General features: G+C 42.8%; 12 protein-coding genes. 6 read left to right on the top strand and 6 right to left on the bottom strand.

Translation table 11 applies throughout. From position 1 onward, the window contains the following. Nucleotides 1–391: 391 nt before the first annotated feature. The gene (locus RM347_RS30955) at nt 392–1,522 is read right to left on the bottom strand and encodes an ABC transporter ATP-binding protein (protein ID WP_322715736.1); all 1,131 of its coding nucleotides are present in this window, start codon (nt 1,520–1,522) and stop codon (nt 392–394) included. Between the two features lie 292 nt (nt 1,523–1,814). On the opposite strand from RM347_RS30955, the gene mrdA (RM347_RS30960) reads away from it, so the two are divergent. The 3 genes from mrdA (RM347_RS30960) (at nt 1,815) to RM347_RS30970 (ending at nt 6,973) form a co-directional block, all read left to right on the top strand. Then, a complete protein-coding gene (gene mrdA / locus RM347_RS30960) occupies nt 1,815–3,662 on the top strand; it encodes a penicillin-binding protein 2 (RefSeq protein WP_322715735.1) in 1,848 nt (615 codons plus the stop codon). Nucleotides 3,663–4,003: 341 nt separating this feature from the next. Continuing rightward, nucleotides 4,004–5,836 (top strand): penicillin-binding protein 2, encoded by a 1,833-nt coding sequence (mrdA, locus tag RM347_RS30965; RefSeq protein ID WP_322715734.1) that lies wholly within the window; start codon nt 4,004–4,006, stop codon nt 5,834–5,836. 87 nt (nt 5,837–5,923) lie between these two features. After that, entirely contained in the window at nt 5,924–6,973 is a 1,050-nt protein-coding gene (locus RM347_RS30970) for a serine hydrolase domain-containing protein (protein WP_322715733.1), read from the top strand. Nucleotides 6,974–7,021: 48 nt separating this feature from the next. Here the strand turns inward: RM347_RS30970 and RM347_RS30975 are convergent, their stop codons facing one another. Next, the gene (locus RM347_RS30975) at nt 7,022–7,825 is read right to left on the bottom strand and encodes a M15 family metallopeptidase (protein WP_322715732.1); all 804 of its coding nucleotides are present in this window, start codon (nt 7,823–7,825) and stop codon (nt 7,022–7,024) included. 102 nt (nt 7,826–7,927) lie between these two features. Between RM347_RS30975 and RM347_RS30980 the strand changes: the two genes are divergently transcribed. Further along, the gene (locus RM347_RS30980) at nt 7,928–8,845 is read left to right on the top strand and encodes an AEC family transporter (RefSeq protein ID WP_322715731.1); all 918 of its coding nucleotides are present in this window, start codon (nt 7,928–7,930) and stop codon (nt 8,843–8,845) included. 54 nt (nt 8,846–8,899) lie between these two features. Here RM347_RS30980 and RM347_RS30985 read toward each other — a convergent pair whose 3' ends face one another. The 3 genes from RM347_RS30985 to RM347_RS30995 form a co-directional block, all read right to left on the bottom strand. Beyond that, nucleotides 8,900–9,358, bottom strand: coding sequence for a hypothetical protein (locus tag RM347_RS30985; RefSeq protein WP_322715730.1), 459 nt, complete (start codon nt 9,356–9,358; stop codon nt 8,900–8,902). Nucleotides 9,359–9,710: 352 nt separating this feature from the next. Beyond that, the gene (gene tsaB, locus RM347_RS30990) at nt 9,711–10,367 is read right to left on the bottom strand and encodes a tRNA (adenosine(37)-N6)-threonylcarbamoyltransferase complex dimerization subunit type 1 TsaB (protein WP_322715729.1); all 657 of its coding nucleotides are present in this window, start codon (nt 10,365–10,367) and stop codon (nt 9,711–9,713) included. A gap of 423 nt (nt 10,368–10,790) precedes the next feature. Next, nucleotides 10,791–11,039 (bottom strand): Ycf34 family protein, encoded by a 249-nt coding sequence (locus RM347_RS30995; protein ID WP_190893341.1) that lies wholly within the window; start codon nt 11,037–11,039, stop codon nt 10,791–10,793. An 86-nt stretch (nt 11,040–11,125) separates the two neighbouring features. On the opposite strand from RM347_RS30995, the gene RM347_RS31000 reads away from it, so the two are divergent. After that, nucleotides 11,126–12,430, top strand: coding sequence for a CCA tRNA nucleotidyltransferase (locus RM347_RS31000; protein ID WP_322715728.1), 1,305 nt, complete (start codon nt 11,126–11,128; stop codon nt 12,428–12,430). Nucleotides 12,431–12,468: 38 nt separating this feature from the next. Continuing rightward, nucleotides 12,469–12,759 carry a response regulator gene (locus RM347_RS31005; protein ID WP_322715727.1) on the top strand — a complete coding sequence of 97 codons (291 nt, stop codon included), beginning with the start codon at nt 12,469–12,471 and terminating at the stop codon, nt 12,757–12,759. Here the strand turns inward: RM347_RS31005 and RM347_RS31010 are convergent. Beyond that, a complete protein-coding gene (locus tag RM347_RS31010; protein ID WP_322715726.1) occupies nt 12,722–13,126 on the bottom strand; it encodes a DUF2294 domain-containing protein in 405 nt (134 codons plus the stop codon). The genes RM347_RS31005 and RM347_RS31010 overlap by 38 nt on opposite strands. Nucleotides 13,127–13,190: the final 64 nt, after the last annotated feature.

A 13,190-nucleotide genomic window follows, 5' to 3' on the forward strand; every position in this document is an offset into this window, starting at 1 on the left:
AACCGTTGCTTCCATAACAGGGTGGGATTTTATTCTTGATGCTTTATTTGAATCAAATTTTTCGTGAATTGGTATGAGTCCTGCATTTTGTACCTCATCTACTTGAAAACTGCTGTAGATTCAAGAATCCCCTCTCTACGAGACGTTACGCGAACGGCTTTAGCTAGTAGTCCACCAAAGAAACTTTGCGGGAATTATGGTAAGAAAATCAAGTTTTTTTCTCCCCCTGCTTCCTCTGCTTCCCCTGCTTGCCTTCAACCGTCATTTTTGGGTTGGTTGAGTACTAGAGGAGTGTCAATTGTAATTACAATTCCGATTCAGCGCTGAACAAATTTCGCTTGTCTGACGACACGCTCCCGCGTTCGCTCACTTATTCATAATCTTGGGGATTCTACATTTGATTAATAGCTAAACAATCAGTTTCTGCCCACCAGGCATAAATAAGTGTGTCGTGGTCTGGTAAAGCGCCAAAAGTATTAGGTTGCAACACATTGATCCTAATGCCATTTGTTAATTCCACAACATAATTAACATGTGTGCCCAAATACATAACATTGACAAGCCGCCCTTCAAAGCAGTTAGCTGGCAAGTTGGGTGGATAAAGCGAAAGCTGTATTTTTTCTGGGCGCACACTTACCACTACTGTTTGTGATATTTCCGACGGTGTATCTTCAGCCCGGCTAATGACAATTGAGAGTCCTGTTTTCGTCGAAATTTGCACATTAGAGGAGTCTACCCCAACAATTTCACCGCTAAATAAATTAGTATCGCCAATAAAATCAGCAACAAAGGATGTCTGAGGACGCTCGTAAATTTGACTAGGAGTGCCAACTTGTTCAATTTTGCCTTGATTCATCACGGCAATGCGATCGCTCAAAGACAATGCTTCTTCTTGGTCGTGCGTCACCATCACAAAGGTTAATCCCAAGTCTTTGTGTAAATTTGATAACTCAACTTGCATTTCCTTACGGAGTTTTAAATCTAACGCCCCTAAAGGTTCATCCAGTAGTACCACTGTGGGACGGTTGACTAGGGCCCTGGCTAAAGCGACACGCTGCTGTTGACCACCAGAAAGTTGATTGGGAAAGCGCGATCGCAAACTTTCCATTTTCACGAGTTTTAAAGCTTCTTGGACTCTCGCTTCAATTTTCGATTTGGGTACTTTTTTTACCCTCAGTCCGAAGGCGATGTTATCCCAGACATTCAGATGGTTAAATAGAGCGTAACTTTGAAATACAGTATTGACGGGTCGGCGGTAAGGCGGCACATTAGTCATAGACTGACCCCGAATCAACACCTTGCCAGCGTCAGCGATTTCAAACCCAGCAATTAAGCGCAGTATTGTTGTTTTACCACAACCGGAGGGGCCTAAAATACTAAAAAATTCTCCTTGTCTAACATCCAAGTCGATTCCATTTACTGCTGGTTCTTGGTTAAAAAACTTGAAGACATTACGCAGTTCAACATCAAGTGGCTGAAAAGTTGTTATCCCCCTCTGATTCTGCATGACAATTTGAGCCATAATCCTCAGTAGAATGCCGTGATTTTATGAAATTTTGTCAATTGATGTAGTCTTTTGGGCAGACTAGATTTGACACTTTGGTTTATTGTATCCGCCAAAAACAATTGTTCAAGAATATACTCGCCCGATTCTTTCATACCCAGTACTGGGACTGAATTTACGGTAAATGTATATACTTATGCATGTACTTACGCATTCTTCGATTAAGCTAACAAGTATTAAAATTGCATATTAGCAATTGTTAAAAGGCTGGCTAGGATTGTGTTTATTCATTTTTAATTTTGAATTGTTTATGTCTTTATTCCCATCAATTGGCAGCAAAAAAGATACACGCACCGTTGGACGCGGTTTCCAATCAATATTTTTAATCGTATTTACCCTATTAATGGCCGCTGGTATTGAGGCTCGTTTGGCTTACTTGCAAATAGTTGAAGGGCCAAAACTCCGGGAACGAGCTGAAGCAAACCGAATTCGGATGATTCCCAAACAACCAGAACGGGGCAATATTTTTGACCGGAATGGCAAACTTTTAGCCAGCACTCGCTATCCTAGCTCTGTATACTTGTGGCCGATGGCACATACTAAGCCTTCCTGGTCTGTAGTCGGCCCGCGTCTAGCGCAAATTCTCAACATTCCCCAAGATGAGATGGAAAAGAAATTAGAACAAGCAGGTGCTAATTCTTCTTCACTCATCCGGGTTGCTCGCGATTTAAATGAAGCAGAAATTACGGCATTAAAAGAGTATAAAAATGAACTCCCAGAAGTGGAAATCAATACAGATTCTGTACGTTATTATCCCCACGGCAAGGAATTAGCGCACGTACTAGGTTATACACGGGAGTTAACCCCCGACCAGTTAAAGGGCAAGAAGGAGTTAGGCTATCGACTGGGAGATGTAATCGGTCAGATGGGTGTGGAAAAGGCTTACGAGAAAGCTCTACGGGGCGAATGGGGCGGTCAGCAAGTGGAAGTGGATGGTGCAGGTAGACCAATCCGAGTTATCGGGGAGAAACAGGCAAAAGCTGGTAATGATTTGCACTTAACCATAGATTTGGATGTGCAAAAAGCAGCCGAAAAAGCTTTAGGAAATCACCGAGGTGCGATCGCAGCACTCGATCCAAACAATGGTGCTGTTTTAGCGTTAGTATCTTACCCCACCTTTGACCCAAATATCTTTTCCAAACAAAAACTCTCGCAAAAAGATTGGGAAAGTGTCCAAGGTAAAGATCATCCCTTGGTCAATCGTGCCCTGAGTGCCTTTCCGCCCGCCAGTACTTTTAAAGTTGTGACTACTACAGCTGGACTGGAATCAGGTGAATTTTCTCCTGACTCAATACTACAAACCTTTGGTTCCCTTACCGTGGGTGGGGTGACATTTGGTGAGTGGAACCACGCCGGATTCGGGCCATTGGGATTTCCCAGAGCGATCGCTATGAGTAGCGATACTTTCTTCTATCAAGTTGGCAGAAAAGTTGGCGGCCCAACTTTAATTAAATGGAGTCGCAAATACGGGTTTGGTCAAAGAACTGGTATTGAATTTCGTGATGAAGAATCAGTAGGCTTGGTTCCAGATGAAACATGGAAGCGGAAAGTTTTGAAAACGCCTTGGACTGTTGGCGACACCATTAATATGTCAATTGGTCAAGGCGCTTTGCAAGTGACACCTCTGCAATCGGCGATTATGTTTTCTGTCCCTGCTAATGGCGGGTATCGAGTTCAGCCGCATTTGCTTAAAGATAACGAAGAAGCGAAAAGTTGGCGAGAATCCTTAAATATGAAGCCGACAACTATCAAAGTTCTCCGTGACGGACTGCGAAAGGTAGTGAGTGAAGGCACTGGTAAACGCTTAGACGTGCCGACAATTGCCCAAGCATCCGGGAAGAGTGGTACAGCTGAAGCTGGTGTTGGTCGCCCAAATCATACATGGTTTGGTGCTTATGCGCCCAGTAATAAGCCAGAAATTGTGGTTGTGGCCTTTGGGGAAAATACTGGCGAACATGGCGGTACTATTTGCGGACCGATGGTTTTACAAGTACTAGAAGCTTATTTTCAGCACAAATATCCAGGTAAGTATCAAAAACCTCAGCCTGACCCATCAGAAGCTAAAACTCAAAGTTCAGGACGTGGCACTGGAGACTAGTACCGCAAGGCGGAAGTCAAAAGTCAAACAGGTATACTGCGTAAGAGTTTCTAGTCTATCCCATTAGTTTTGATGGCTGAAAAAGTTCGTCGTAAGGACTTTAGTCCTAGATTTTTAAGCACTGAAGTGCTTACTACAAACTCATCAAAATTAATGGGACAGACCAGTAGTGTGTAAAGTTTAAAATTCAAAAAGCCTTTGGGCGACGCAATAGAAGAGATGAGCTTATGGTATCAATTGAAAACAATTAATTACTGCCAATTAGTTTGCCCTTAAATACCTGCTAAGAATTTAGCAGAGTTATTTACAGATAATCTTAATTTTGAAATCCTCTTTTCCTTATGACTTTCCTTAAACCATCTCCACTTGGCGGACAAAAAAATACACGTACTGTTGGACAAAGTTTCCAGCCGATATTTTTAATTATATTTACTCTATTGATGCTGACAGGAATCAGCATTCGCTTGGCATATTTGCAAATTAATGAAGGAGCAAGCCACCGAAAACGAGCCGAGTCAAATCGAATTCGGATGATTCCCAAACAACCAGAACGAGGCAATATCTTTGACCGCAACGGCAAACTTTTAGCCAGTACTCGCTATCCTCGCTCTGTATATTTGTGGCCGATGGCGCATACCAAGCCAGCGTGGTCATTAGTGGGAGCGCGTCTATCTCAAATTCTCGACGTTCCCCAAGAAGAGATTGAAAAGAAACTAGAAGAGGCAGGTGCTAACTCTTCTTCACTGATACGGATTGCTCGTAACTTGAACGAAGCGCAAATCACAGGATTGAAGGAGTATCAAGCTGAACTTAAAGACGTGGAAATTCATACAGAAGCTGTTCGCTACTACCCCCACGGCAAGGAATTAGCTCATGTATTAGGCTATACGCGAGAACTGACCGCCAATCAGTTAAAAGAAAAAAAGCAGGAAGGTTACAGATTGGGTGATGTGATTGGTCAAATGGGAGTTGAAAAAGCTTATGAGAAAAGTCTGCGGGGCGAATGGGGCGGTCAGCAGGTAGAAGTGGATGGTGCAGGTCGGCCACTCCGGGTTTTAGGCGAAAAACAGGCAAAAGCTGGTCACGATTTGCACTTGACCATAGATTTAGATATGCAAAAGACAGCAGAAAAAGCTTTAGGCGATCGCGACGGTGCGATCGTGGCTCTCGATCCAAAGAATGGCGCTGTTTTAGCAATGGTATCTCATCCCACCTTTGACCCAAATATTTTCTCGAAGCAGAAACTTACCCAAAAAGATTGGGAATTTGTCCAAGGTGCCGATCATCCCTTGGTGAATCGCGCCCTCAGCGCCTTTCCACCCGCTAGCACCTTCAAAATTGTTACCACCACAGCCGGTTTAGAATCAGGTAAATTTTCTCCTAGCACAGTCCTGCAAACCTACGGTTCCTTAAACTTTGGCGGCACCCGATTTGGTGAATGGAATCACGCCGGGTTCGGGCCATTGGGTTTTGTCGGAGCATTACAGTGGAGTAGTGATACTTTCTTCTATCAAATTGGTCGGGGAGTCGGCGGGCCAACTTTAATTGAATGGACTCGCAAGTATGGATTTGGTAAAAGAACGGGCTTTGAGTTTGGCAACGAAGAGGCAAAAGGTTTAGTGCCAGATGAGGCTTGGAAGCAGAAAACTTGGAAGATACCTTGGACTGTAGGCGATAGCATTAATATGTCGATTGGTCAAGGTGCTTTACAAACTACACCGTTGCAAGTTGCCATTATGTTTGCCGTGCCCGCTAATGGTGGCTATCGAGTCCAGCCGCATTTGCTTAAAGACAATGAAGAAGCAAAAAGCTGGCGAGCATTTTTAAATATGAAGCCAACAACCATAAGTGTTCTGCGTCAGGGACTACAGAAAGTAGTAGCTGAAGGTACGGGTAAAGCTTTGAAGCAGCCAACAGTTCCCCCAGTCGCTGGTAAGAGTGGCACAGCTGAAGCGTGGAAGGGCCGTGTTAAGCAAAATCACGCTTGGTTTGGAGCCTATGCACCTGCTGAACAACCAGAAATTGTGATTGTGGCATTTGCTGAACATTCCGGGGGCGGCGGCGGTAGCATTGCTGCGCCGATGATCTTACAAATTATGGAAGAATATTTTCAGCGCAAATATCCAGGCAAGTATCAGAAACCAGTGCCCAAGAAGGCAGGAAATAGCAGATGAAATTGGTCATAGGGCATTGAAAAAAGGCAGAGGGGGAAATTCTTCTCCCTTGCTTCTTCCCATCGCCAAATAACAATGAGGTCAATTGTGATTGACGACTATATTCGAGCCACAATGACTAAAAACCGGATTCCTGGACTTTCTGTTGCAGTGGTGCAGGAAGGTGAACCTGTTTTAGTTAAAGGCTATGGACTGGCGAATGTTGAACACTCTGTTCCAGCTACTGAACATACAGTTTATGAAATTGCGTCTGTCGGTAAAACTTTCACCGCTACAGCCATAATGATGCTGGTGGAGCAAGGGATAATTTCGCTAGAAGATGCGATCGCAGACTATCTCGATCGTCTACCCCTAACGTGGCAAAATGTCACAATCGGGCATATTCTGTCTCATCAGTCTGGAATTCCTAGCTATACCGATGCTCCAAACTACTGGGAAATTACCCATCTTGATTTATCTAAATCTGAAATTTTGGCTCTAGTTACTCACCTACCCCTCAAGTTCCAACCGGGTGAGTTTAGCGCCTATGACAACACAGGCTACTATCTACTGGGTTTGCTCCTAGAAAAGGTAACTGGACAATCTTATGGAGATTTGTTGCAAGAGCGCATTTTTGCTCCTTTGGGAATGAATGCAACCGTAATGAATAATCCCAGCGACATAGTGCCGCACCGGGCTGCTGGCTATCGCTTGCCAAACAGCAAGCTTGTTAACAAACCTTATTACAGTCCCTCAGTCACCTATTCTGCTGGAGGTCAACTTTCCAGTGTGAAAGATATGGTTAAGTGGGAACAGGCGCTTTGTGGTGCAACTCTGCTAAAGCAATCAACCCTTGATTTGATGTGGACTCCTCATTTTTCAAATCAGGGTGATGATTGGGAAAAGTTGAGATATGTTGCAGGTTTAGGTTGGTGGGTATTGAATTATAGCGATCGCCGAGTAGTTGGTCATAATGGTTCAATTTTAGGATTTGCAAGTAACATTACCCGCTTTATTGATGACAAAATTACCGTGATTTTACTTTGCAATCTAGATAAAATTTCCCGACCAGATGCGATCGCTAAGGATATCGCTAGATATTATTGTCCAGCCCTTATGGAAGTGGTGCTTCAGCCTCCACTAGGGGAAAGGGAGTAGGGAAAGAGGGATTAAAACCAATTACTCCTGACTCCTGTCTGCTGTCTTTTATGGCGATATCTTAGCGGGTTTCAAGTTTCTGGCTTTGTAGAACATTTCCAAACTATTGCGATCGCCTACAAAACGCCAGTGCCACGGTTCATAACTCACACCTTGAGCATTATCTTTAGGAAATGATATTTCAAAGCCAAAACGCGGTGCATTTGCTTGCAGCCACCGATAAGCCTTGGTATTGTCAAAGTTAGTTTGAAGATTAGTTGCTGGTACCGATCCGTCTCCAACATCCACAGCATAACCCGTGTGATGTTCGCTATGACCAGGAGGAGCGCTGAGGGCAGCTCGTTGTGCTGGCGTTTGATTTCGCTGCGCACCGACACCAAAAAACAACTGTTCCTGGTCTTTGACTGAGCGAAAGCCAGAAATTGGTACTAAAATTACACCTGCACTCCGCGCTGCTGCTACCATCTCCTCAAACTTTTGGGCAGCAGTTTTTCGCATTCTAATGCCCCTATTTGCGGAGATGGTTACTAGTTCTGACTCAGGGGCTTCTGGGTATGGAAAATGTCCTAACACAGTATCGCTGGAATTATTAGATGCTGTTGGAGTTGCAGGAGGAGAAGTAGCTGGTAAAGGTTGAGAATCGACGGTTTTTTTGGGTGCAGTGACAAAAAATAAAAAACTGCTAATTGAAGCCAGCAAGACAAATCCTGCAACTCCCCCAATAAAGATAATTCGGGGTTGCAACCAAATTTTAGGTGTTGCATCAGGGGTATCGCGTACAGCCACTGGAATATCATCACCAAAGTCATTCGATGAGTTTTGCGGTCTTCCAGAAAACCCAGCCTTATTCAAGGGTAAACTCCTGTTTTTGTGGGATAGCCATAACAGATTTTGCACTGGACAAAAGTAAACGTAACAGGTAGCATTTTACATCTGTGGTTCTTAGGCGCAATCTTGACAAACCTTTTAGAACTATACGTCAAGCTGGGAGGATTAGTCCTGGTAGGTTTTATTCTGGGACGCAAACTACCTGTAACAGTTCCTACACGTTTAGGACTGTTTCTTTTTTGGGTGGGAGTACCCATAAGCATAGTATCGTTTTTGCGACAATCCAGCTTATCAGGACAAATTTGGATTGCACCTGCGATTGCTTACCTAGCCATTTTACTAGGAGCATTTTTAGCTTGGTTAGGCATTAAAGGACAAGCCCATTTTAGAAATACTATTCCTCAAGCACCAACTCAGGCTAGCTTGATATTAGCAGCAACGTTGGGTAATACAGGTTATCTTGGCTTTCCCATCACCTTAGCAATACTAGGCAAGGAATACTTTGCTTGGGCGTTATTTTACGATTTGTTAGGTTCATTCCCAGGAACTTATGGCTTGGGTGTTCTACTAGCAGCCCGTTTTGGCGGCGGTGTCCAGAATCATTGGCAGACTGCTAGGGCCATCTTAATTAATCCTGCGCTATGGAGTTTCGGATTTGGCTTGCTGGTTCGAGAAGCAACAATTCCCACAGTAGTAGAATTCTGCTTGGAGAAATTGGCTTGGAGTAGTGTAGCTTTATCTCTGGTGTTAATCGGAATGCGACTAGGGCTGCTCAAATCTTGGCGTAGCCTACCACAAGCAGGGATGAGCTTGGGAATCAAAATGTTGTTAGTTCCCTTGATATTGGGCAGCATCTTACCACTGTTTGGATTAACTGGTTCCACAGCAAAGGTAATTCTCTTACAAATGGCTATGCCTCCAGCTTTCGGCACACTGGTAATTGCTGAGACATTCAATCTCGATCGCGATCTAGCAGTTACTGCCTTAGCTACTGGGGCTATAGTATTGCTGGTTACTCTCCCAGTTTGGCTGTGGCTGTTTTGACTTTGGATTTATGCACTGTGATGCGATCGCTTAAAACCCCAGGAAAAATGCATCTTATCGTTCTAATTTAAGCGCTCTTAGAAGATGATTTTGAAATCCTACTAATCCACCTCGGCTACCCCAATGTTCGTCGAATGTAGGTAAGGTTTCCAACTTCATCACTTTACCCCCCTCAAGATGGACATGATAACCAAACACTATGTCTTGTTCTGGAGGTACACTCCAATAATCTGCTATCCACACTACTTCAACTAGACGGTATATACTAAATTCTCCAGGGGGAAGCTCTTTATACAAAGTATTGTTCAGAAGTTTGACAATATGCGTTACTTTGGTACGCTGTCTTAAAAGAATGAGTTCGCTTTCCTGTGGTTTAAGGGCGTTCTCTGCGTATTCTGTTTTCCAATTTAATCGGAAAATATTTAAATTTGGGTCAATATTTTGATAAGCCCAATATTTATCATCACCCTTATGATTGACATTTTTAGTCCACTTTAATTCTGTTAGATCCATACATTTAATCTCTATTGGAACAACAAACTTTATATATCAATATCAGCTAGGGATTTTGTCTAACCCCAGAATAGCTGCTATTCTCAACTTTTACGGTTTTAACATCACAAGTGGAAAAAGTGCTACTTGCCATATTTGTAGAAATTTGCTTAAACTCTTGTTCTGCGGCAAGCCACTTCTCTACGTTCGCGCAGCGTGTCGCAGACAGACGCTGCGCGAACCCGTCTACATAAAAAATTGACTTTGACAAATAGTTTTAGCCTTAAGCCAAGCGTATTGCTCTATAGGTAAGTTATTTCTGCCCGGTTCCTTAGCATTATTAAAACGTGGCGAAGAAATTGACGCATGTCAGTTAAAGCTCTACAGGATGCTGCCCGTAATATGGCAAAGCCTCTGACCAATTAGGACACTTGCCCTCTTGCCAATCGAGATTAGCTAGTTCCAAAATACTTGTCACCGTCGCTGCTAGCTCAGATTGAGCTTGAATCAACTGATAATTAGTGTTCCAATTCGCTAAAGTTTCCTGCCATGCTTCTGGTGTCAACACTCTATCTGACAAACAGACTCTTAGTTTAGAAGTATTTGGCTCAAACTGATAAATAGCAGCAAAAATTTGACCTCGTTGTGCTGGCATTTCTACAGCAATAGTTTTTGGATTTTGACTTTTGCCTGCTTCTGACCAAGCTACCGCAGCCAAAGTTGAAATCGCAAATACAGGAATATCTAACTGTTGCCCCAAAGTGCGAGCAGTAACAACGCCAATCCTAGTTCCCGTAAAGCCGCCTGGCCCTTTTGCAACTGCGATAAAGGATAAATCTGCCCAAGTTTGCGGTTTGATAAATTCAATTAAATATTGATGTATTAGGCTAGATAAATCACGCCCCAAATTCCAAACTTGAGAGCGACTTTCGCCTGCAAAATTACTAATTGCTAAACCCAATTCGGGAGTAGTGGTGTGTAGTGATAAAGCGTATTTCGTTGTTGTGAGGTGTTTTAGTTCTGTGGTCAAAGTTAATTAAAATATTGATTTTTCTATAGTTAAGTTGATATATCTATTCAAGCACATCATAGTTCTGAATTTTCACTTTGTTTGCATCCCCTCACGGGAAGCGATTGAAAAACTCTACCCTTCTATAACCCTTACTATGACTGATTTTGAAGGGGTAATTTTAGTATAAATTTAATTTAATTGTCAGTAAGCTTAAATTATTGATAATAAGGTTACAGTCTACCCTCGTCAAATTGCTTACACCGCAGGTATTTCGCGGGGTTTAACGAAGGAAAAAGGGTTTTAGCGATCGCTATACCCCCGCGAAAAACTTACGTGTGTAAAGTCAAAATAAATACTTTTGCTTTCACTAGGAAACTTGGGATTGAATTGTCAACGTTCTGTTATTAATGGGCGCAAACATAACATACTACTTTTGACGTTTCAAGTCGGCACTAATTCACCAGGACGCAATTTCGACCACTTACCCGTTTCCCGCTTGAAGCTCAGACAACCAACAACATCCCATTCCATTTCAATTACATCCTCTTTAGTCCGAATGTTGACATTAATAGAAGGTTCATTCGGATCAAAATTTGGTGTTTCGGTCAAGTGAGGCTGTTGGTGCTGCCCTTCTACGGCATGATAGGTAACACATCGGTCTACATAGTGGCAGTTCACGCAAATACACATAATAGAACCAACTCCAGGGGCCTTTATTGTTAATCTAACTTAAGCCCAACTGTTATTCATGAGTTGCTGGGTTGATTTTTATTACAATGCACGAATCAATTCTTTCTACCCTAGCTCCCGAAAATTGGCCTTTCAGTTTGGAATTCTTGCCACAACCCGCTTACATGGTAGGTGGTGCTGTCCGAGATGCGATTCTTGGCAGAACTCGCGAATATCTGGATCTAGATTTTGTTATACCATCTAAGGCGGTAAAGGTGGCGAGAGCGATCGCTCATCATTACAAAGCTGGTTTTGTGTTACTCGATGCAGAAAGACAAATTGCGCGTGTGGTTTTTCCCCACGCCACAGCTGATTTTGCCCAACAGGAAGGAAATAGTTTAGAAGTTGATTTGTACAGACGGGACTTTACAGTAAATGCGATCGCTTATAATCCCCATACCCAAGAAATTATCGATCCTCTGCAAGGTTATGCAGACTTACAACAGGGCATTTTGCGAATGGTATCACCCGCGAACTTAAAAGATGACCCTTTGCGGTTAATGCGAGGTTATCGCCAAGCTGCCCAACTAGGTTTTACTATTGAGCCAGCTACCCAAGCCGCTATTCGTTCTTTAGCATCACATATCAGCAAAGTTGCAGCCGAACGAGTTAGGGTAGAAATTGGCTATCTGCTGGCCAATTCTCAAGGTACTCCTTGGATCGCAAGTGCTTGGGAAGATGGTTTACTTGCCCCTTTCTTCAAAAACGCTACCCGTGAAAGCTTGCTCAAACTAGCAGCAGTTGACAATGCAGCTGCCTTACTGACAGAAAATTGGCAACAACTTGGGGTACAACTGCAAGAATATGTCCGCGATAGTATCAAAACTACTTGGTTAGGTATTGCCAAACTTGCTTGTCTTGTCAACCCAGATCCGGAATTAGCAGAAATAGAGCTACAGGAACTAACTTATAGTCGTGCCGAAATTCGGGGTGTAACCACTGCTCTGAAACTATTACCGCAGCTTAGAGTAGTCGATATGTCCTTGCGAGAACAATACTTTTTGTTCCATGACGCAAATATTGTCTTTCCCGCTACGGCAGTGTTAGCTGTAGCACTTGATAATTTGGTAGAGGCAATGTCTGGTGACAAGCCACTACACACAGCAGTGGAAACCAAAGCAAGATGCTGCCTTATTTGGGCACCTTTGATCAACCGCTACCTTAACCCTGATGATCTGGTCGCTCATCCCACTCCACTAGTGAGCGGGAAGGAGTTGATTATAGCATTAGATATTCCAGCTTCGCCAATTATCGGCCAACTACTGACAGAAATTGGTGTAGCACAAGCTGAGGGGAAAGTCTCAACAGCAACAGAGGCGATCGCATTTGCACGTCAGTTACTTAAGGGTTAAATATACCCGATCAATAAACTTCTTGCAGAAGTAAGGGGGTGAGGGCTGTGATATTGGCACAAACTCATCTACCAGATTTAATACTGCTAGATATGATGCTATCTAATTTGAGTGCAAACCGAGTCATTGATAACCTCAAACACGACTCAAAAACTGCTACTATCCCAATTATTGCAGTAACACCTTTAACAGTGGTACAAAATGATTACTCCAAAATGCTCACAGGATTTGATGATTGCATTACTAAACCCTATGATTTTAATCAATTAGAAATGGTAATCAGTCGCCACATCAGTCAGCTAAATTCTTGGCATTTACCTTGGGAATAGATTCGGGATTACGCACCTCAGGTAATTGATTGAAAACCACAATAATCCCAGTACGACCTGTTGTTAAATTTGTGTTTGTCATGAGGTCAAGGACAGGTTTGCCAATAATTTCTTCAATCAAACTTTTTAATTCTGGTTTAATTATTTTCTCTAAAAATAATCGTACTTGTTCAGCTAAACTATCATAACCTCCCTTCAGTAGAGTTTGTTCAGCTTGAGTAACTGAGTTTTCAAGAGAAATTACAATTTCAGTATCAAAAAAATGGCAAATAATTTGGCTAGGAGGCTTACCTAGTCTATCATTATATAAATTTATGAGCCGCTGTGATATCTCTATTTCTAACTGTTCAATAGTAGGTTGTACCATTAGTAGCTACGATATAATATTTGTTGCCCTACTCTGGGTGTCGAAGTATTCAACATTATAGTTG

This window comes from Nostoc sp. ChiQUE02, from assembly GCF_034531305.2.
Lineage (GTDB): Bacteria > Cyanobacteriota > Cyanobacteriia > Cyanobacteriales > Nostocaceae > Nostoc.